Genomic DNA, 19,468 nt, shown 5'->3' with positions numbered 1-19,468 from the left:
GCTGTCTTTTTTTCGCAATCGTGAGATCCGCCGTGGCTTGGCGCTTATTGCTGCAATGCTGCTCTACTTCGCCTGCAGCAACCTCTGGTCAAGCGAGCCATTCAATATCGAATCCACCCTGACGCACAGCATTTATCTGCTGTTGTATCTGGCGATGCTGATCACCGTGCTCAATGGCCGGCAACGAAATCTGTTGTTCACCATAATTGCTTTAGGTTTAACCCTTCTGTGTTTGTACTCAATAATATTTGATTACAACGAAATGCTGACCATTCGATTGTTATCGAAAAGCAATCCTGGCCCGGATAATGTCATCGATTTATCGGGATTGGCGGGTGTTGGCGTCATCCTCAGCCTGATCGTATTTCGCGAAAAACAGAGCAAGCTGATACTGCTCACCATTCCGGTTCTCTTTGGTACCATGCTGCTCACACAAAGCCGTGGACCGGTACTTTCTTTACTGATTGCCCTGATAATAACGCTGCCTTACAAGCATTTGAAATTGAAGCATCTCAGTTATTTCCTGCTGGTTTTGATCGGGATAGGCATAGCGATTTCTTTCACCGAAATGGGGCAGTTGCTGGTTGCCCGCTTCGAAGAAATGTACGTTCAAAGTTTCCTGCGTTTGAGCATCTGGAACCATACATTTGATCTGGTAAAGCAGGCACCTTATTTCGGCTATGGCTTCAACTATGAGCTGGATTTCACCAATTATTCTGGCGAACAGATCCACACTACACATAGCCTGTATTGGGGGGCGTTGCTGAAAGGTGGCATCGTGGGGCTGGGTATGTTACTCGCGGTATTAAGCTATTGCGCTGTTCTGGCTAAACGCCATCTACGCAATGGCAGGCAATTGGAGGCAGGATTATTCATTTTCGCACTGCTGTTTTATACCTCGCAAGGCATGTTCATGATCGGTAATCCGGCTGAATTCTGGTACCTGTTCTGGTTCCCCTTGGGCGTCCTCATGACCACCAACTTGAATTCCCGCGTTTATTGATGACCGATAGAGCCACTCATTCTGTGGCTCTGTTTTATCTTCTAAGACGTTATTTTCCGTGTTGCAGACGCGTCAACCATCATCGTAATCTGCTCACCAATCAACAGGGTGATCTGTTCAATCGGCACATCACTCACGTTTTTCTGATCCGTCACAAGCTGCACGGCATTTTCATAATTGGGTGACCATGTGACATAACCAGGCAACCCGGTATCCTTGAGTAATCGTTGGTTATAAATAGCAACCAGCCGCTTGTTAAAAGCACAAGCCATGTGAACCACCGATGTATCCGGAGAAATAATCAAATCTGCTCTTTTCACCATTTCTACCGCAGTGTTTACGGTACTGCCGGGGATATAAATGCACTCGGCAATGTTAAGAGAGGCGACCTTTATTTCCTGGCCAATGAGGAGCACCTGAGCGTGAATATTAAAAGATTTAATAAAATCAACGATATTCACAATTTGTGCGTGAGACAGATCCTTGTCCTCAGAGCCGGTAAAAGGGTTGATGGCGATCAGATAATCATAGCGAAGCCCTGCCAGGGCCGCGTCGACCTCATCCATTGACGACTGTGTGGGTTTTAAGGCATAGCGATATTCTTCACAACCAATTTCCAATAAATTCAACACTCGTTTATGCCGTTCAGTAACGTGCTTTTGGGCGTCAAGGAAATCAATCGAAGTGTCATACATGGAAAAATCTTTCTTGTTAAAACCAATAACGTGTTTAGCGCCAAGCTTATAAATTAACCGGCAGCGTTCATAGGTCGTGACATCATCAAAATCGATGATAATATCAAAACCTTCGTTCTTGAGCCGACTCAGCGATGCGCGACGCTGATATAAATAGCAATGGGTGATGTACTGCACACCAGAAAGTAAATTTGCGCAGGCAGGCCCGGATAGAACAGACACCTCATGACCGGCGTCGACAAGCTTCTTGATGGTTCCGGTAGCAACCACCATATCCCCGATTTTATCGTCCAGACGCAGTAGCAAGATTTTTTTGGCATTGACCCGATCGAAATTTTTACCGTTCTTTTTTTAGACCAATCACACCATGATAGAAGAAGTTGTAATTTCAGCTTCCTCAGTGCGGCGTTTTTCTGCCTGATAATCTTTCCAAATGGCGTCATCGTCAATAGCTCACTATTTCGGCAGAATAACGTTAAATTTGCTTATATTATTAAATATCCGGTGGCCCGGTTATTCGGTAATTATTTTCATCATCCTATCCATTACTTCATCGCTGGAAATAATGCTCAAGGGTTGATGACGCTGCTCATCACCTAGGGTGTTCGATTCTATCGGCACATATATCACCTGGTGACACTCGATATTCTGATAAGGCCCGGTTTGTTGTGGATCAGCGGTAACAAACAGGCTGACGGTCTTGGTTTTCAACGCAATGGCAAGATGCAACGGCCCGGTATCACCCGTAACCAGCACATCCATATTTTTCATCACCGCCAGCAGCTGTGGGAGCGTCGTTTTGCCAATATGGCTGACAACCCGGCCCTGTTCTTCCACCGTTAACCCAGCCATGAACTCTCTCTCGATCGTCTGCTCTTTTGGCGTTCCGATCAGGACAATCAGGTAATCCGGTGAACGTGCCAGCACCATTTTCGCCAGGCTGACAAAGTGGCTTACGGGCCAGCAACGCAACGGCTCGGAAGCCCCCATCTGGAAACCAACCAGGATTTTACCCGGCTGTTTTTGCTGCAGCGGGAATTCTATCGGGATAAACATTTCCCGGTTTTGTGTATCGCAACCCAACTGACCGACTAAATCCAGTTTACGCTGGATCAAATGACCTCTGCCTCGCACGCTAGTGCCGGTAAGCCATTGATCCACGCCGATCAGCTCATTTTTATACACGTCTTTAAATAGATACTCGCAACCGGAAAAAATTGCCGTGATGATGTCATACGGGGCTTTTGAATGCAGTATTACCGCCAGTTGCGGCCGGTTTTTCCTTAGCTGGCAGATAACGCTGAGCATATCTTTGGCTTTGTGATCCCAATAAATCACGTTGTCAAAATAGCGGCTAGTGCCGACGAGACCTCCGTTTTTATAGCTGGAGACCAAGGTGATTTTAGCTGCGGGATAGCGCTCGCGGATCGCGCGGATCGCCGGCGTGTTAAACATCAAATCGCCTAATGCGGTGGTAGAAAAAATAGCAATGCGGTCAAACTCGCGGCTTTTATCGAACGAGTGTATATCTTTAAAATTACTGCCAAGTTTTGTATAAAGCCGGAGACAAGTATTCGCCAGCTTTACCTTCCATTGCTTCGACATGTTAATTCACTTTAAGTTGATAATATTCAGCCAACGTCATGCCAACCGTGCGTGTCTGCAACCAATCAAACAGCTGTTCTAAATCGCGGTACAGCGCTTCAATATCCTGCTCAGTTTTAAACGTCGGGCTGCCTCCGGGCATGAACTCGGAGGAATGCAGCATAAATTCGACATAATCATGCCCTTGCGCCAGAGAACGTTCGGCCACAAGTTTCATTTTGTCCAGATTATTGCCGGTAGGTCGCAACCAATGCACCGACGGCGAACGCTGTTTACCACGCAAGCTGTCATAGCTTTGCTTGGCCAGGTTCATCAGCGCAGAGTGTTTATACTGGATACTCATTGGCACTTCCAGCAGTGTCGAATTACCAGGTTTGGCAATGTTAGCCGGATCGATAAAATAAGCCTGAGACGGGAAGTCTCGGTAATCGGTGCCGCCCTGCCCCTGCGGATTGCCCGGCGAATACTGCCAGTTAACCCGAGGCGTGACAGAGCAATCGACCTGATACCCATATTCCAGCAGTAATGAGGCGTAAAACTCATTAAACGCCCAGCGGCCAGCGCGATGGCTGAGCATCTTGGTCTGAAAAGCATCTTCCAACAATTTGGTCATATGATCGACCTTGGCGCGAATTTGCTCGGCCGGGTATTCAATCAGATAGGGTTTATGCCGCCAGTCATCGTCGGTTAGCGGGGTCAGCGGCGGGCTGTTCCAGGCATGCAGATGCATCCCTACTTCACCGGTGCCCCGTGCAATCACATCACGGGCAAATTCGACGTATTGCGCGTCTACCGCCATTTCATAATTGGTCAGGTAAACCGGCTTGAAGGCATACCTTTCACACAGCGCCTGAAAGCGTGGCAGGAAGCGTGCGTTCTCGGTCAAAATACGGTCGTGATTTTGCCAAAGGTTGTCGCCTTCAGTATCAATAGTGATAAGAAATGCCGGTTTAGTCATAAATATTGAGCCTGATATCAACAGATAAACATTATGTTACGCAGCCCGTTTGTTAAGGGCAAATGACTTTGCTGCCTCGTTTGGACAACATTGCATCTCATTTGTCACTACGAGTAATTATTTTTTTCGTTACCGGCAAGAAAACCGAGCAACAGTAGCCACATCCGATCGGGTCATTTAGAATCAAAGATTGGTTTCCCTGAAAGCGACTCATCATGAACGACGCGCCAGTCTTAGCTTCTGCCACGCCAGTACAGCGTATTCTGATCGTTAAACTTCGCCATCATGGCGATATGCTGCTGACCACACCGGTCATCAATACTCTGCGGCAGAACTACCCCGACGCACAGATCGACATACTACTGTACAAAGAAACACAGGATATGCTGGCGAGCAATCCGGCGCTGTCGCAAATATTTGTTATCGATCGCCAATGGAAAAAACTGGGTACCAAAGCTCATCTGAGCCACGAGCTGCACCTGATCCAACAATTGAAGTCTCAACGCTACGATCTGGTGGTGAACCTTGCCGATCAGTGGCGCAGTGCGCTGATTGCTCGCCTCACTGGCGCCCCCATGCGCCTGGGATTTGATTTCCCCAAACGCCGCGGCTTACTGTGGCGTTTTTGCCACACTCAGTTAGTCCCGGTGACCGGGCATGGGCAACTTCATACCGTTGAGCAAAACCTTTCATTACTGCAACCTCTTGGTTTACCTGCCCTCAGCCAGCAGGTCACCATGAGTTACAGCCCGCAGGACTGGCAAACCAGCCGCCAGCTTTTGCAACAAAATGACGTCATCGGCAGTTATATCGTGGTACAACCTACTTCGCGCTGGTTCTTTAAATGCTGGAGTGAAGAAAAAATGGCCATTACCATCAGCGCATTACAGGCCGAAGGCCACCAATTGGTGATCACCTCAGGGCCAGATGCCAAAGAGCAGCAGATGGTGGCACGGATCCTGGAACAGTGCCCACCGCAAGGCGTGGTCTCTTTGGCAGGCCAGTTGACCTTGAGACAACTGGCTGCACTGATCGACCACGCCAAACTGTTTATCGGGGTCGATTCCGTCCCTATGCATATGGCAGCGGCGTTACAGACCCCCTGCGTGGCGCTTTTCGGGCCCTCCAAATTAACCTTCTGGCGCCCCTGGCAGGTTATTGGCCAAGTGATTTGGGCCGGGGATTACGGCAACCTGCCAGACCCCGATGCGATCAACACCGGTACCGATGAGCGCTACCTCGACCTTATTCCTACAGACGTGGTGATTGCAGCCGCGCGGAGCACGCTTGCATGAAAGCATTTCGTTTGGCTATTGTTCGCCAAAAATATCGCCCGGACGGCGGGGCAGAGCGTTTCGTTTCCCGTGCCCTGGAGGCTCTGGAACAACAGGATCTGGATCTGAATGTCATTACCCGCGAATGGCAAGGCGATACCAATCCCAACTGGCACATTCACCTGTGCAACCCCATAAAAATCGGCCGTATCAGCCGCGAACGCGGTTTTGCAGAAGCGGCCAGGGAATTATGGCAGAAAGAAAATTTTGATCTGGTCCAGAGCCATGAGCGTATTGCCGGTTGTGATATCTATCGCGCTGGCGATGGCGTGCACCGCCGCTGGTTGCTGCAACGGGCGCGTTTGCTGCCGGAGTGGCGCCGTAAGTGGTTATTCTCAAACCGCTACCATCGCTATGTGATGTGCGCCGAACGGGCCATGTATGCCGCCCCGGAGCTGAAAGCGGTGATCTGCAATGCAGAGATGATCAAGCAGGAGATTATCGACGATTTCGGTGTTCCTGCGGACAAAATCACCGTGATCTACAACGCCATCGATAACCAGAAGTTTTCACCGGTAAATGAACAACAGCGGCAACTGTTGCGAGCTCAATATCACATCCCCCAACAAGCGCACTGTCTGATTTTTGTTGGCTCAGGCTTCGAACGTAAGGGATTGGCAGCCGCAATCCGTGCTGTAGCCGCAACCGACAGTTATCTGCTGGTCGTCGGCAAAGATAAAGCCGAGAAGCGCTATCGCTCAATGGCTCAGTCGCTGGGTTGCGGTGACCGGGTGTGCTTCGTGGGCGTACAGAAACAGACACTGCCGTTCTACCAGGCCGCAGATGCGCTGATACTGCCGACGCTATACGACCCATTCCCCAATGTCATTCTGGAGGCGATGTCCTGTGGGCTACCGGTGATCACCAGCACCACCTGCGGTGGCGCTGAGTTTATTACACCTGGGCAAAACGGTTTTGTCTGCGATGCGCTGGACGTCAGCGCTCTCACCGACGCAATTTTCGCGTTGCCACGGCAAGCTCTGGGTTCGGGCATGGGAGAAGCCGCACGGTTGCGCATCATGTCGGCCACTCCAGCGCACCTCTCAGCACAGCTTATTTCGCTCTATAACCGACTGCTGGACTAACTATGCGTATTCTGATGATTATCGATGGTCTGCCGGGCGGCGGTGCCGAAAAGGTCGTACTCACTCTTTGCCAGGGTATGCGGCAATCGGGGCATGACGTCAGCCTGATCTCACTGCGCAACGTATGCAACTATCCCATCCCGCCCGGAGTTGATTATCAGGTACTCATCGACAGTTGCCGCAAACCTTGGCGTAAACTGACCGAATTGGCACGCCGCGCTGCAATGTTGGATCGGGCGATTACCGCCGCCGAACAGCAAAAAGGCGGTTATGACCTGATATTCTCCAACCTGCATAAGACCGATCGTATTGTCAGCCATAGTAAAGTTATCGATCGCGATCGCTTATGGTTTTGTATTCACGGTATTCTTTCAACCTCCTACCTCGGTCATAGAGCCGGGCTGGGGCGCTGGCTGAAACGTCGCAAGATCGCGGGTGTCTATCAACAGCAAAATATTGTTGTTGTCTCACAGGCGGTGGGCAATGATCTGCAGCACAATCTGGGGATTGAGCCACATCGGTTGGAGGTGATCAACAACCCGTTCGATATCGCTGCAATCGAACGGCTGGCGGCAGAACCTTGTGAGCTGGCAGGCAAGGATTATCTGGTGCATGTGGGCCGTTTTCATCCGCATAAACGCCATGATCGCTTGCTGAAAGCCTATGCACTTTCCGGGATACAGGCGCCATTGGTGCTGGTAGGTACCGGTGATGAGCAGCATATCGAACAGATAAAATACCTCGCTGAACAGCTGAGCATCAGCGAACGCGTGCTGTTTCTCGGTTTTCAGGCCAATCCATATCCGTTGATCAAACATGCCGCGATGCTGGTGCTGAGTTCTGACAGCGAAGGGTTCGGTAACGTGCTGGTTGAAGCCTTGCTTTGTGATACCCCAGTGGTCAGTACCCGCTGCCCGGGAGGGCCTGAGGAAATTCTGGAAAAAGCGGGAATGCAACACGCTCTGGCAGAGTTAAATGAGAAATCACTGGCGGAGAAAATGGCACAAGTTTATGCGCAACCACCGGAGATTAATCACCAGCAGTTGTTAAGCTATTGTCTTAAACCTATTTGTGAAAAGTATTTGGCATTAAGAAATAAATAAAGGCAGGTTAATCCTGCCTTATTTTCAATTAGTTTAGTTCCTGTATTTTTTGCCAGACCTCTTCTACAGAAACATCCACGCAATCGCCAGAGTCGGTTTGCAGAATATGATAACGCCCGGACCACGGGTGCCATGACTCTTTATCGGTATCACCAAAAAACACCACCATGTCCTTATTCAGCGCCGCAGCAAGATGCATCTGCCCGCCATCGCTGCACAGCACCCTGTCGCATAGATCCAAGCCTGCCAATAACTCGCGTACCGAGGCCGTTGGATAAAGTGCTACCCGTTGATTCTGGCAGGAGGCCAATAATTGCTCCGCCCGTTGTTGATCGCCAATATCATCAGGGGTCAGCGTGCCCTGTGGTGACCAGAAGATCAGTACACCGTGACCAGGTTCGGCGATTAACCGGTTGATAATTTCCGCATAGCGCTCAATCGGCCAGCGCCGCTTGGGGCTGCGGCTGCTGATATGCACGGCAAAAACGCGGCTAACAGGGGGTAAGAGCTTATGCAAACGCTGCGCTGCTGCCTGCTGCTCTTGCGGGGTAAGAAATACCCTGACAGGAGGCGTGGGAATGGTTTTATCGGTAATCGCCGATAAATAACTGTAAGTACGTTCTACCTGATGTTTACCGCGAAAGTCGGCCCTTGTAAAAGGGCGCTGGATTTCACTGGTGCCTAAATCCGCACCGATAATATGTTTTGCCCCGGCCATTTTTGCCAGACGCAAGCTGTACTTGCAAGGCACCGGGTTAGCCAGGATCACCGCATCAAACTTTATTTTCCTAAGCTGCAGAAATATCATCAACCGCTCAAGATAAACGCCTAAGGTAGTTTCATTTTTGGCTTTGTGTTTTGCCTTTTTATAAACAAAAACCTTTTCAAGATGGGGGTTGTTTTTCACCACATCCTGACTGATTTTATTGATCAACAGATAAAGCTTCGCGTCAGGGTAGGCAATTTTCACCCCTTCAATTAATGGAGTGGTACAAACGAGATCGCCAATATTGTCACGGCGGATAATTAAAATATTCTTCATTCCAAACCTATCGGCGAAATCTCTCGCCTGTTGCCCCACCTGCTCCCGAGCTACCAAATTAGCGCCTTTCCCTTCCGGTTATGGTACTATTCTGGTTAACCCATATAAATGAAATTGATAGAATGCTGCTCCGTTTATATCAGGTACTACTCTACCTTATCCAACCCCTGATCTGGCTCCGCTTACTGCTGCGCAGCCGCAAAGCACCAGCCTACCGTAAACGCTGGGCAGAACGCTATGGTTTCTGCGCCGGTAAGGTGGTGCCAGGTGGCATCATGCTGCATTCTGTTTCTGTTGGCGAAACGCTGGCGGCCATCCCGTTGGTACGTGCACTGCGCCATCGTTACCCTTATCTGCCGATTACTGTGACCACAATGACGCCAACGGGTTCCGAGCGCGTGCAATCAGCTTTCGGTAAAGACGTACATCACGTCTACCTGCCTTACGATCTGCCTGGCTCTATGCGCCGTTTCCTCGATCAGGTGAACCCCAAGCTGGTGATCATCATGGAAACCGAACTCTGGCCAAATCTGATTAACGCCCTGCATCAGCGCCAAATCCCTTTGGTGATTGCTAACGCACGCCTTTCTGCTCGTTCGGCGGTGGGTTATAAGAAAATCAGCGGTTTTATCCGCGATATTCTTCGCCGTATTACCCTGATCGCCGCACAGAATCAGGAAGACGGTGAGCGCTTTATCGAACTGGGCCTGAAACGTTCACAACTTACCGTCACCGGCAGCCTGAAATTCGATATCTCTGTTACGCCAGAACTGGCGGCTCGTGCCGTCACGTTGCGCCGTCAGTGGGCACCGCGCCGCCCGGTATGGATCGCAACCAGTACCCATGAAGGTGAAGAAAGCATTTTGCTGGCAGCACACCGCAAATTATTGGAAAAACACCCTGATTTATTGCTTATCCTGGTGCCACGCCACCCTGAGCGCTTCCCAACCGCCAAGGATCTGACGCAAAAAGCGGGGTTCAGTTATACCACCCGCAGCAGCGGTGAAATTCCTTCCGGCAGTACTCAAGTGGTGATCGGCGATACCATGGGTGAGTTGATGCTGTTGTACGGCATTGCCGATCTGGCCTTCGTCGGTGGCAGCCTGGTTGAACGCGGGGGGCATAACCCGCTGGAGGCCGCAGCCCATGCCATACCGGTACTGATGGGGCCGTATACTTTCAACTTCAAAGATATCTGCGCCAAGCTCTCTGAAGCAGGTGGGCTGATCACCGTCAGCGATGTGGATTCACTGGTAAAAGAAGTAGACACATTGCTGACCGATGAAGATTACCGCCGCTATTACGGCCGCCACGCGGTTGAAGTGTTGTATCAGAACCAAGGGGCGTTGCAACGCCTGCTGCAACTGCTAGAGCCACACTTGCCGCAACGGAGCCACTAAATGAGCAGCCGTAAGAGCCTGTCGGTGGTGATGATCGCCAAAAACGAAGCCGAATTACTCACCGAGTGTCTGCAGTCGGTCAGTTGGGCCGATGAAATCATCATGCTCGATTCCGGCAGCACTGACGGCTCTGTCGCTTTGGCAGAAAACCTCGGGGCTAAAGTCTTTACACACACTGACTGGCAGGGCTTCGGCAAGCAGCGCCAGAAAGCGCAAAGCTACGCTACCCAGGATTACGTTCTGATGATCGATGCCGACGAGCGCGTCACGCCTGAACTGCGCCAATCAATCGAGCAGATACTGACATCCGCAGACGACAACGTTGTCTACAGCCTTGGCCGCAGCAACCTGTTCCTCGGCCGTTTTATGCGCCACAGCGGCTGGTACCCCGACCGGGTCAATCGGCTGTATGCCAATTCGCGTTACCACTACAACGACGATCTGGTACACGAATCGCTCAATACCCAGGGCGCAAAAATCGTACCGTTAAAAGGCGATCTGTTGCACCTGACCTGCCGTGACTTTTTTGCTTTCCAACGCAAGCAACTGCATTACGCCGAGCAATGGGCAACCCAACGCCATCAGGCTGGCAAACGTTGCGGTTATCTGTCTATCCTCACTCACACGCTGGGGGCTTTCTGCAAAACCTGGCTACTGCGTGCTGGCTTCCTTGACGGTAAACAGGGCTTGCTGTTAGCCGTGGTTAACGCGCAATATACCTTTAATAAATATGCCGCATTATGGGCATTGGGCCGTAACTATTCAGAGAAGTGAATCATGAGCAGCAAAGCCATTTACCCAGGAACCTTCGATCCACTGACCAATGGCCATCTGGATCTGGTAACCCGCGCATCACTGATGTTTGATAATGTGATTCTGGCTATTGCCGCCAGCTCAAGCAAAAAGCCGCTGTTTACGCTGGAGGAACGCGTTGCCTTGGCCAAGCAGGTGACCTCTCATCTGGATAATGTGGAAGTGCTGGGTTTCAGCGAATTGATGGCGCATTTTGCCGCCCACCAGAACGCCAATATTCTGGTGCGAGGCCTGCGTGCCGTGTCTGACTTTGAATATGAATTGCAGTTGGCGAATATGAACCGCCATCTGATGCCAACGTTGGAAAGCGTCTTTCTGATGCCCTCAGAAGAGTGGTCGTTTATCTCTTCTACGTTGGTGAAAGAAGTTGCACGCCATGGCGGCGACATTGCACCATTCCTGCCAGATGTCGTCACCAAGGCGCTGATGGAAAAGCTCGCAGCACGGTAATCAATGCTGGCAGCGGCGGCAAAAGAAGGTACTGCGCTGCCCGTGCTTTACGCTTTCAATCGGAGTGCCACATATGCGACAGGGTTCCCCTGCCCGGCCATAGACCTGCAGTTCCTGCGCAAAATACCCCGGTTTACCGTCTGATTGCAGAAAATCCCGCAGTGTCGTGCCACCTTGCTCAATGGAACGCAGCAAAACCGCCTTGATGGTCGCCACCAGGAGCTCCGCTTCAACGTTATTCAATGACCCGGCCTGTCGATCTGGCAGGATCCCGGCGGTGAACAGCGATTCGCTGGCGTAGATATTGCCAACCCCGACCACCAGTTTGTTGTCCATCAACCAGGGCTTGATCAACGTGCGCTTGTTGCGGGATTTCTCATAAAGATAGGTGCCATTGAACGATTCGCTCAGCGGCTCCGGGCCAAGATGGGCCAAAACGTTGCTGGCGGCCAGGTCTTCACACCACAGCCAGGCGCCAAACCGGCGTGGGTCGGTATAACGCAGGGTAAAGCCGTTGCTCATGACCAGATCGACGTGGTCGTGCTTACCCGCTTCGGTTTCTTCTGCCAGCATACGCAAACTGCCAGACATCCCTAAATGCACGATAATCCAACCATGGTCCAGCTCGATCAGCAAATATTTGGCTCGGCGCTGTACGCTGCGCACCGGCCGGTCACTCAACGACAGGATCTGTTCAGAAACCGGCCAACGCAGACGAGCATTACGCACCACCGCATACTGAATGTTGTGGCCAACGAGATAAGGCTCAATACCGCGGCGGCTGGTTTCGACTTCGGGTAATTCAGGCATACAGTCAGGCTCCTTCTCCAGTTTCTATACCCGTCGCCTTTCAAGTTGCAGCGTTATTACCTGTACTCATTCATCCCAGCCACTGGCTTAAGTAAGCGCCTGGGGATGAGTGAGCGGCTGTGCTGTACAGAGATGTACAAATATCACGGGCGCAGGGATGCGCTTGAGCGGCCAACTTGAAATTCATAGGGTATATACCCCTTATAACGAAAAAACCCGGCCGAGGCCGGGTTTCATTAGTCCACTAAAATTACTTAATTTTAGCTTCTTTGTAGAGCACATGTTGACGGACAACTGGATCGAATTTCTTCAGTTCCAATTTTTCCGGCTTAGTACGCTTGTTCTTCGTAGTGGTATAGAAGTGACCAGTACCAGCAGAAGAAACCAGCTTGATCTTCTCGCGAACACCTTTAGCCATGATTCAGTTCCTTAATACTTCTCACCACGGGCACGCAGATCGGCCAAAACCGTCTCAATACCCTTCTTATCGATAACGCGCATACCTTTAGCAGATACACGCAGAGTTACAAAGCGCTTCTCAGCCTCAACCCAAAAACGGTGTGAGTGCAGGTTAGGCAGAAAACGGCGTTTGGTCGCGTTCATTGCGTGGGAACGGTTGTTACCGCTCACCGGGCGCTTGCCAGTAACTTGGCAGACTCGGGACATGTCTATTCTCCAAAAATCAAATCAGCTCGAGCTTCGTATAGGGTATGGCCGCCTCGTCAGGCTTATAGAGCCCATCTCAGCAAACTTCATACTGAGGAGACTCCCGTCATCAGGTCAGAAACTACACATCAGGTCAGAAACCTGCTGAGATAGGCTCTTAACGCCAAACCCAAGATTCTCAAAGGTGGCGTAGTATACGCTCTGAAGCGTAAGTGCTCAAGTCCCGAACAGCTAAAGATCCCTCAAGGATCGCGAAAAAATTGCTTAAAGCCATCCGCGCTCGGCAAAAGAGACGCATTCACCCCGGCCGATAACCAAATGATCGAGCACTCGGATCTCCAATAACTGGCAGGCATTGACCACTTTCTCGGTTATCAAACGATCGCCATGGCTGGGCTCTGCCTTACCCGAAGGGTGATTATGCGCCAGAATGATGGCGGCTGCATTAGCCTTCAACGCTTCACGCACAATTTCTCTTGGGTGTACTACGACGCTGCTGATGGTACCAGCAAACATCTCTTGATGGCGAATAACGCGGTGTTGATTGTCTAAAAACAACACTAAAAACACCTCTCGCTCGTGATTAACCAGCAAACTATGCAGGTAATGCTGGGTAATTTTCGGATTTAGCAGCGCGTTCTCCAGTAAATGTGGCCCGGAAAACAACCGGAACGCCAATTCAGAAATCGCCTGCAACTGCGCATAAGTGGCATCCCCCAACCCTTTGTGGCTGCGAAATTGTTCGTAGTCCGCCGAAACCAGATGATACAGCGAGCCAAAATGCGCCAATAGCTGTTCGGCTCGTTGCGAAACATGGATCCCAGGCAAGCCGGTTCGCAGGAAGATCGCCAACAGTTCCGTATCGGAGAGTGCCGCTGCCCCATCACGCATTAATTTTTCTCTGGGAGCCAAGGCTCCTGACCATAAAGACCTATCCTGACTGCTCATCGCCTTCTCCCTGTAAGCCTACCAGCATGCCACGGCAGATTTCATCCCGCGACAGGTGGTTGATAACATTGCGAAGTATTACGAAAATCTCAATGTAACTGGGTGCATACACAGTTGAATCACTCACCCTGCCAGCGGTTATGCTAAAATGTCGCATCTTTCGGTTTTCAATCGGACACTCATGATGACGGGACTTTCTGGCAAGCATATTGTGCTTGGCATCAGCGGCGGTATCGCGGCTTACAAATGCCCTGAGCTGGTACGCCGCCTGCGCGACAGGGGCGCCGAAGTAAGAGTGGTTATGACCACCGCCGCCAAAGCATTCATCACCCCACTGACGCTACAGGCCGTCTCCGGTTATCCGGTTAGCGACGATCTGCTGGATCCTGCGGCAGAAGCCGCCATGGGCCATATCGAATTGGGCAAATGGGCCGATCTGGTGATTCTGGCACCGGCAACGGCCGACCTGCTGGCCCGCGTTGCCACTGGCATGGCCAACGATCTGCTGACGACGGTCTGCCTGGCAACCGATGCCCCTATCGCAGCGGCCCCGGCCATGAATCAGCAGATGTACCGCGCAGCCGCCACCCAAGCCAACCTGCAAACTCTGCAAGCGCGTGGTTTGCTGCTGTGGGGGCCTGACAGCGGCAGCCAGGCCTGTGGCGATGTAGGCCCAGGGCGCATGCTGGATCCGTTAGAGATCGTCGAACTGGCCAACAGTTATTTCTCTGTGCCACAGGATCTGAAACATTTAAAGATTATGATCACCGCCGGCCCCACTCGCGAGGCGCTGGATCCGGTACGTTTCATCAGTAATCACAGCTCAGGCAAGATGGGCTTTGCAATAGCCCGTGCCGCTGCCGCTCGTGGCGCACAGGTAACGTTGATAGCCGGGCCAGTCAGCCTGCCAACTCCGCCCTGGGTCACTCGTGTCGACGTCATCAGCGCGCTGGAAATGCAGCAGGCGGTGCAGCGGCAGGCCGCACAGCAGAACATTTTTATTTCCTGTGCCGCCGTAGCTGATTATCGTGCCGAGCAGATTGCCGATGAGAAAATCAAAAAACAGGGTGATGAGATCACCCTCAAGATGGTAAAAAACCCCGATATCGTCGCTGGCGTTGCCGCGATGAACAAAAATCGTCCTTTTGTCGTCGGATTTGCCGCCGAAACCCAGAATGTGGAAGAATACGCCCGTCAAAAACTGACGCGTAAGAAACTGGATTTGATCTGCGCTAACGATGTATCGCTTGCAGAGCACGGTTTTAACAGTGATACCAATGCCCTGCATCTTTTTTGGCAGGATGGAGAAAAGCACCTTGCGCATAGCGACAAGGCACTCCTTGGCCAACGTTTAATAGACGAGATAGTCAGCCGTTATGATGAAAAAATCGACGTTAAGATCCTCGACCCGCGCATCGGTCAAGATTTCCCATTACCCACTTACGCTACCCCTGGCTCCGCAGGTCTTGATCTGCGTGCCTGTCTGGATAGCGCGATTGAGCTCGCCCCGGGTGAAACCACCTTGCTGCCCACCGGCCTGGCAATCCACATTGCCGATACCGGACTTGCTGCGGTGATCCTGCCGCGCTCAGGTCTGGGCCACAAGCATGGGGTGGTGCTGGGTAACCTGGTTGGCCTGATCGATTCTGATTATCAGGGCCAGTTAATGGTGTCTATGTGGAACCGCGGCCAGAAATCTTTCACCATTGAGCCGGGCGAGCGCATCGCACAGATGGTGTTTGTGCCGGTGGTGCAAGCCGAGTTCAACCTGGTGAATGAGTTCGATAGCAGTGAACGTGGTGCCGGTGGCTTTGGCCACTCTGGTCGCCAATAGGTCTACCTCGTTAACAGGATAGTTGACAGGGAATGTTGCGTGAAAGCTTGCTGCCCCAAAGTAGTGGGATACCCGGCAATGAGAATACCGCACACCAGGTAACGCGGAGAATGATGGTCTTAGAGACCATATACCCTATGGATTTCAAGTTGCAGCCAGCCGACAGGCCTGTTTATCCCCAAGCGCTTACTTTTGTCAGTGAACGGGGTGAAAAATCTGTCGGGACAAATCGGTCAGGAACCGATTTGAATGCCGCCAGCGGTAGCCCGTAGGGGAATCACACGGCGGTGATTTCTGACAGATTGGCACACTGCTTGTAGAGCCCTTACAGGGCGAGCTCCACAGAGGCCCCGGGTAATCGGGTTCAGGTAACAAGACTGTGGCTTGAAAAACAACGGGTACGGCCCAAACATCGTACAAAAGCTATCACATAAGCCGCACAGAGCTTGCTCTGCAGCGGCCGGTGCACGGGTTTTCGAGAATCTATACCCAAAGAATGACCAAGGGTATAAGCCGTTTTAGCAAGGGTCTAACAAACATGGCAGAAAAAGAAAATACGAAAAGGAATCGGCGCGAGGAGATATTGCAGGCGTTAGCCCAGATGCTGGAATCCAGCGACGGCAGTCAGCGTATTACCACAGCAAAGCTTGCCGCCAACGTTGGTGTCTCTGAGGCTGCCCTTTACCGGCACTTTCCCAGCAAGACACGGATGTTTGACAGCCTGATCGAGTTTATTGAAGACAGCCTGATAACGCGTATCAACCTGATCCTTCAGGATGAAAAAGAAACCTTCAATCGTGTGCGCCTGATCATCTTGCTGGTTCTTGGGTTTGCAGAACGCAATCCGGGCCTGACACGCATCATGACCGGGCACGCGCTAATGTTTGAACAGGATCGCCTGCAGGGCAGAATCAACCAACTGTTCGAACGTATTGAGGCGCAATTGCGTCAGGTATTGAAGGAACGTAAGTTACGCGAAGGCAAAGGCTTTATCGTGGATGAGACATTGCTGGCCAGCCAGCTGTTGGCCTTCTGCGAAGGGATGCTGTCACGCTATATTCGCTCTGAATTCCGCTATCGTCCAACGCAGGATTTCGATGCCCGCTGGCCACTCCTGGCGGCTCAGTTGCAATAACGCCACACTCGAGAGGCACGCGCAATAACGTGCCAGCGATAAATAACGCCGGGTTTTATCCCGGCGTTTTCATTTTAAACGCCGTATTGCTCGCGATAGGCCCGCACTGCGGCCAGGCTATCGGCCATTTCCGGTTTCTCTTCCAGATAAGCAATCAGTTCCTTGAGCGTAATAATAGAGATCACTTTGCAGTGATAATCGCGCTCCACTTCCTGAATCGCAGAAATATCAGCCAGGCCACGCTCCTGACGATCGAGGGAAATCAGCACGCCAGCCAGGCTGGCATTGTGGGCGCTGATGATCTCCATCGATTCACGGATAGCGGTACCTGCGGTGATCACATCATCCACCAGCATCACACGGCCTTGCAGCGGGCTACCGACCAGCGTGCCACCTTCACCATGGTCCTTGGCCTCTTTACGGTTGAAGCAATAAGGCACATCACGCTCATGATGTTCTGCCAGTGCGACTGCTGTGGTGGTGGCGATTGGAATACCTTTGTATGCCGGACCAAACAGTAGATCGAAATCGATGCCAGAATCTACTAACGCCTCGGCATAGAAGCGCCCTAACAACGCGAGGTCACGCCCGGTATTGAACAGGCCGGCATTGAAGAAATAAGGGCTGATACGGCCGGATTTCAGGGTGAACTCACCGAATTTCAATACCTGCTTGTTAAGCGCAAACTCGATAAACTGGCGCTGATAGGCTTTCATTACTGCTTCTCCTCGTCTTACCTATAAGGTTGGATCTACTACCGCCCGATCTCCAGGCGTAAAAAAGGCGACTTCTCAGTCGCCTTGAAAAATCAGTCTGCCAGCGCCGCTTTCTGCGCCTGGAAGATAGTTTCGATGCCCCCTCGGGCCAGTGCCAGCAACGCCAGCAATTCGTCATGGCTGAACGGTTCGCCTTCGGCGGTTCCCTGCACCTCTATCATGCGGCCATCTTCCATCATCACAACGTTCATATCGGTTTCTGCGGCGGAATCTTCAACATATTCCAGATCGCATAGCGCTTCACCTTTGACGATACCCACCGAAACCGCAGCCACCAACCCTTTCATCGGATTGGCTTTCAATTTGCCGGCAGCTACCAAGGCATTAAGCGCATCGGCCAATGCGACACAGGCGCCAGAAATAGAAGCAGTGCGAGTGCCACCGTCCGCCTGCAATACATCGCAATCCAGAGTGATGGTGAATTCGCCCAGTTTTTTCAAATCTATCGCTGCACGCAGTGAGCGGGCGATCAGACGCTGGATTTCCAGAGTGCGCCCACCTTGCTTGCCTTTGGCCGCTTCACGGGCATTACGGCTGTGGGTGGAACGCGGCAACATGCCATATTCTGCGGTGACCCATCCCTGCCCCTGGCCTTTCAGAAAGCGCGGAACGCCCTCTTCTACCGTGGCGGTGCACAAAACTTTGGTATCGCCAAACTCAACCAGCACTGAACCTTCAGCGTGTTTCGTGTAGTGACGGGTCAGTGTCAGGGGGCGAACTTGTTGTGGTGCTCTGCCTGCAGGACGCATGGGCTCTCTCCGGCTTCTTATTCAACGATTGGCTGCGCATTATACGGGCTTCGTGACGTTATGCCTATCCTGCCTGCGGGTGCAACGCTATAATCATTTCATCTTTTCCTATTACGGGTACGCATCAATGATCCGCAGCATGACCGCCTACGCCCGGCGTGAAATCAAGGGTGAATGGGGCAGCGCAGCTTGGGAGCTGCGTTCCGTTAACCAGCGCTACTTAGAAACCTACATCCGCCTGCCAGAGCAGTTCCGCAGCCTTGAACCGGTGATCCGCGAGCGTATCCGTGGCCGTCTGACGCGCGGTAAAGTGGAGTGCAACCTGCGTTTCGAGCTGGATCCGAGCGCCCAAAGCTCAATGATCCTGAACGAAAAACTGGCTAAACAGCTGGTTGAAGCCGCCAACTGGGTCAAAATGCAAAGCGACGAAGGGGAAATCGACCCGATCGACGTATTGCGGTGGCCAGGTGTCATGTGCGCCCAGGAACAGGATCTGGACGCTATCAGCACGGAGCTGATGCAGGCGCTGGAAGGCGCACTGGATGATTTCATAACCGCACGCGAGAGCGAAGGCACCGCGCTGAAAGCCCTGATCGAGCAACGCCTCGATGGTGTGAGCGCCGAAGTGGTAAAAGTACGCGCACAGATGCCAAATATCCTTCAATGGCAGCGTGAACGCCTGGTAAGTAAGCTGGAAGAAGCGCAGGTGCAGTTGGAAAACACTCGCCTGGAGCAGGAACTGGTGCTGATGGCGCAACGTATCGACGTCGCCGAAGAGCTGGATCGCCTGGAAGCGCATGTGAAAGAAACTCACAATATCCTGAAGAAGAAAGAAGCCGTTGGTCGCCGTCTCGACTTTATGATGCAGGAGTTCAACCGCGAATCGAATACGCTGGCCTCCAAATCGATCAATGCCGACGTGACCACTTCAGCCATTGAGCTGAAGGTGCTGATAGAGCAAATGCGAGAGCAGATCCAGAATATCGAGTAACGTTGCATAGCATCGCACATCATCGCAAAAAACCAGAAGGCCCGCATAACAGCGGGCTTTTTTAATGTCAT

The 19,468-nt window shown here is 51.8% G+C and carries 20 protein-coding genes and 1 pseudogene; 11 read left to right on the top strand and 10 right to left on the bottom strand.

Features of this window, described 5'->3' with window-relative positions; all coding sequences use genetic code 11:
- Positions 1–37: 37 nt before the first annotated feature.
- Complete coding sequence (locus ACQ86O_RS05860) at positions 38–1,003, top strand: O-antigen ligase family protein (RefSeq protein WP_431224485.1); 966 nt, start codon at positions 38–40, stop codon at positions 1,001–1,003.
- Positions 1,004–1,044: 41 nt separating this feature from the next.
- Here the strand turns inward: ACQ86O_RS05860 and ACQ86O_RS05855 are convergent, their stop codons facing one another.
- From ACQ86O_RS05855 to ACQ86O_RS05845, 3 genes are all read right to left on the bottom strand, one after another.
- The gene (locus tag ACQ86O_RS05855; protein WP_431224484.1) at positions 1,045–2,004 is read right to left on the bottom strand and encodes a glycosyltransferase family 9 protein; all 960 of its coding nucleotides are present in this window, start codon (positions 2,002–2,004) and stop codon (positions 1,045–1,047) included.
- A 207-nt stretch (positions 2,005–2,211) separates the two neighbouring features.
- Complete coding sequence (locus ACQ86O_RS05850; RefSeq protein WP_431224483.1) at positions 2,212–3,303, bottom strand: glycosyltransferase family 9 protein; 1,092 nt, start codon at positions 3,301–3,303, stop codon at positions 2,212–2,214.
- A 1-nt stretch (position 3,304) separates the two neighbouring features.
- Complete coding sequence (locus tag ACQ86O_RS05845) at positions 3,305–4,261, bottom strand: polysaccharide deacetylase family protein (RefSeq protein ID WP_431224482.1); 957 nt, start codon at positions 4,259–4,261, stop codon at positions 3,305–3,307.
- A 212-nt stretch (positions 4,262–4,473) separates the two neighbouring features.
- On the opposite strand from ACQ86O_RS05845, the gene rfaQ reads away from it, so the two are divergent.
- Genes rfaQ through ACQ86O_RS05830 form a run of 3 tightly spaced genes read left to right on the top strand, consistent with a single transcriptional unit; the run spans position 4,474 to position 7,783 of the window.
- On the top strand, positions 4,474–5,556 hold the full coding sequence (gene rfaQ, locus ACQ86O_RS05840) for a putative lipopolysaccharide heptosyltransferase III (protein WP_431225660.1): 1,083 nt from the start codon (positions 4,474–4,476) through the stop codon (positions 5,554–5,556).
- The gene (locus ACQ86O_RS05835; protein ID WP_431224481.1) at positions 5,553–6,680 is read left to right on the top strand and encodes a glycosyltransferase family 4 protein; all 1,128 of its coding nucleotides are present in this window, start codon (positions 5,553–5,555) and stop codon (positions 6,678–6,680) included. Before rfaQ ends, ACQ86O_RS05835 begins: the two co-directional genes overlap by 4 nt.
- A 2-nt stretch (positions 6,681–6,682) precedes the next feature.
- Complete coding sequence (locus ACQ86O_RS05830) at positions 6,683–7,783, top strand: glycosyltransferase (protein WP_431224480.1); 1,101 nt, start codon at positions 6,683–6,685, stop codon at positions 7,781–7,783.
- Positions 7,784–7,811: 28 nt separating this feature from the next.
- Here the strand turns inward: ACQ86O_RS05830 and ACQ86O_RS05825 are convergent, their stop codons facing one another.
- Positions 7,812–8,825, bottom strand: coding sequence for a glycosyltransferase family 9 protein (locus ACQ86O_RS05825; RefSeq protein ID WP_431224479.1), 1,014 nt, complete (start codon positions 8,823–8,825; stop codon positions 7,812–7,814).
- A gap of 122 nt (positions 8,826–8,947) precedes the next feature.
- Here ACQ86O_RS05825 and waaA point away from each other — a divergent pair, with 122 nt between their 5' ends.
- The 3 genes from waaA to coaD are packed head-to-tail and all read left to right on the top strand — an operon-like array spanning position 8,948 to position 11,488.
- A complete protein-coding gene (gene waaA / locus ACQ86O_RS05820) occupies positions 8,948–10,225 on the top strand; it encodes a lipid IV(A) 3-deoxy-D-manno-octulosonic acid transferase (protein ID WP_431224478.1) in 1,278 nt (425 codons plus the stop codon).
- The gene (locus ACQ86O_RS05815) at positions 10,226–10,999 is read left to right on the top strand and encodes a glycosyltransferase family 2 protein (RefSeq protein WP_431224477.1); all 774 of its coding nucleotides are present in this window, start codon (positions 10,226–10,228) and stop codon (positions 10,997–10,999) included.
- Between the two features lie 3 nt (positions 11,000–11,002).
- Positions 11,003–11,488, top strand: coding sequence for a pantetheine-phosphate adenylyltransferase (gene coaD, locus ACQ86O_RS05810; protein ID WP_431224476.1), 486 nt, complete (start codon positions 11,003–11,005; stop codon positions 11,486–11,488).
- Here coaD and mutM read toward each other — a convergent pair whose 3' ends face one another.
- The 4 genes from mutM to radC form a co-directional block, all read right to left on the bottom strand.
- On the bottom strand, positions 11,489–12,298 hold the full coding sequence (gene mutM / locus ACQ86O_RS05805) for a bifunctional DNA-formamidopyrimidine glycosylase/DNA-(apurinic or apyrimidinic site) lyase (protein ID WP_431224475.1): 810 nt from the start codon (positions 12,296–12,298) through the stop codon (positions 11,489–11,491).
- Between the two features lie 250 nt (positions 12,299–12,548).
- Positions 12,549–12,716, bottom strand: coding sequence for a 50S ribosomal protein L33 (gene rpmG, locus ACQ86O_RS05800; RefSeq protein WP_002208990.1), 168 nt, complete (start codon positions 12,714–12,716; stop codon positions 12,549–12,551).
- A gap of 11 nt (positions 12,717–12,727) precedes the next feature.
- Positions 12,728–12,964 carry a 50S ribosomal protein L28 gene (gene rpmB, locus ACQ86O_RS05795; RefSeq protein ID WP_004931195.1) on the bottom strand — a complete coding sequence of 79 codons (237 nt, stop codon included), beginning with the start codon at positions 12,962–12,964 and terminating at the stop codon, positions 12,728–12,730.
- A gap of 264 nt (positions 12,965–13,228) precedes the next feature.
- Positions 13,229–13,912 carry a RadC family protein gene (gene radC / locus ACQ86O_RS05790; protein WP_431224474.1) on the bottom strand — a complete coding sequence of 228 codons (684 nt, stop codon included), beginning with the start codon at positions 13,910–13,912 and terminating at the stop codon, positions 13,229–13,231.
- 181 nt (positions 13,913–14,093) lie between these two features.
- Here radC and coaBC point away from each other — a divergent pair.
- The 3 genes and pseudogenes from coaBC to slmA form a co-directional block, all read left to right on the top strand.
- A pseudogene (gene coaBC, locus ACQ86O_RS05785) lies at positions 14,094–15,299 on the top strand (bifunctional phosphopantothenoylcysteine decarboxylase/phosphopantothenate--cysteine ligase CoaBC); the annotation flags it as partial.
- Positions 15,276–15,746: a dUTP diphosphatase gene (gene dut, locus ACQ86O_RS05780; protein WP_431225659.1), complete on the top strand. Its 471-nt coding sequence runs from the start codon at positions 15,276–15,278 to the stop codon at positions 15,744–15,746. The pseudogene coaBC and the gene dut, both read left to right, overlap by 24 nt.
- Positions 15,747–16,284: 538 nt before the next feature.
- A complete protein-coding gene (gene slmA / locus ACQ86O_RS05775) occupies positions 16,285–16,881 on the top strand; it encodes a nucleoid occlusion factor SlmA (protein ID WP_431224473.1) in 597 nt (198 codons plus the stop codon).
- Positions 16,882–16,955: 74 nt separating this feature from the next.
- Here slmA and pyrE read toward each other — a convergent pair whose 3' ends face one another.
- Positions 16,956–17,597: an orotate phosphoribosyltransferase gene (pyrE, locus tag ACQ86O_RS05770; RefSeq protein WP_431224472.1), complete on the bottom strand. Its 642-nt coding sequence runs from the start codon at positions 17,595–17,597 to the stop codon at positions 16,956–16,958.
- Between the two features lie 92 nt (positions 17,598–17,689).
- Entirely contained in the window at positions 17,690–18,406 is a 717-nt protein-coding gene (rph, locus tag ACQ86O_RS05765) for a ribonuclease PH (protein WP_431224471.1), read from the bottom strand.
- Between the two features lie 127 nt (positions 18,407–18,533).
- On the opposite strand from rph, the gene ACQ86O_RS05760 reads away from it, so the two are divergent.
- Positions 18,534–19,397 carry a YicC/YloC family endoribonuclease gene (locus ACQ86O_RS05760; RefSeq protein WP_431224470.1) on the top strand — a complete coding sequence of 288 codons (864 nt, stop codon included), beginning with the start codon at positions 18,534–18,536 and terminating at the stop codon, positions 19,395–19,397.
- The last annotated feature ends 71 nt before the right edge of the window (positions 19,398–19,468 follow it).

It is taken from the genome of Serratia sp. L9, assembly GCF_050632285.1.
In the GTDB taxonomy this organism is placed as follows: Bacteria; Pseudomonadota; Gammaproteobacteria; order Enterobacterales; family Enterobacteriaceae; genus Chania.
Note: the sequence above shows the minus strand (reverse complement) of the source record. Positions and strands in the feature narration are given on the sequence as shown.

Coding starts and splice junctions, on each gene's coding strand:
- ACQ86O_RS05850 (WP_431224483.1), bottom strand. CDS start 3,303: ATGTCGAAGCAATGGAAGGTAAAGCTGGCGAATACTTGTCTCCGGCTT.
- ACQ86O_RS05845 (WP_431224482.1), bottom strand. CDS start 4,261: ATGACTAAACCGGCATTTCTTATCACTATTGATACTGAAGGCGACAAC.
- ACQ86O_RS05835 (WP_431224481.1), top strand. CDS start 5,553: ATGAAAGCATTTCGTTTGGCTATTGTTCGCCAAAAATATCGCCCGGAC.
- ACQ86O_RS05830 (WP_431224480.1), top strand. CDS start 6,683: ATGCGTATTCTGATGATTATCGATGGTCTGCCGGGCGGCGGTGCCGAA.
- ACQ86O_RS05825 (WP_431224479.1), bottom strand. CDS start 8,825: ATGAAGAATATTTTAATTATCCGCCGTGACAATATTGGCGATCTCGTT.
- waaA (WP_431224478.1), top strand. CDS start 8,948: ATGCTGCTCCGTTTATATCAGGTACTACTCTACCTTATCCAACCCCTG.
- ACQ86O_RS05815 (WP_431224477.1), top strand. CDS start 10,226: ATGAGCAGCCGTAAGAGCCTGTCGGTGGTGATGATCGCCAAAAACGAA.
- coaD (WP_431224476.1), top strand. CDS start 11,003: ATGAGCAGCAAAGCCATTTACCCAGGAACCTTCGATCCACTGACCAAT.
- mutM (WP_431224475.1), bottom strand. CDS start 12,298: ATGCCTGAATTACCCGAAGTCGAAACCAGCCGCCGCGGTATTGAGCCT.
- rpmG (WP_002208990.1), bottom strand. CDS start 12,716: ATGGCTAAAGGTGTTCGCGAGAAGATCAAGCTGGTTTCTTCTGCTGGT.
- rpmB (WP_004931195.1), bottom strand. CDS start 12,964: ATGTCCCGAGTCTGCCAAGTTACTGGCAAGCGCCCGGTGAGCGGTAAC.
- radC (WP_431224474.1), bottom strand. CDS start 13,912: ATGAGCAGTCAGGATAGGTCTTTATGGTCAGGAGCCTTGGCTCCCAGA.
- slmA (WP_431224473.1), top strand. CDS start 16,285: ATGGCAGAAAAAGAAAATACGAAAAGGAATCGGCGCGAGGAGATATTG.
- pyrE (WP_431224472.1), bottom strand. CDS start 17,597: ATGAAAGCCTATCAGCGCCAGTTTATCGAGTTTGCGCTTAACAAGCAG.
- rph (WP_431224471.1), bottom strand. CDS start 18,406: ATGCGTCCTGCAGGCAGAGCACCACAACAAGTTCGCCCCCTGACACTG.
- ACQ86O_RS05760 (WP_431224470.1), top strand. CDS start 18,534: ATGATCCGCAGCATGACCGCCTACGCCCGGCGTGAAATCAAGGGTGAA.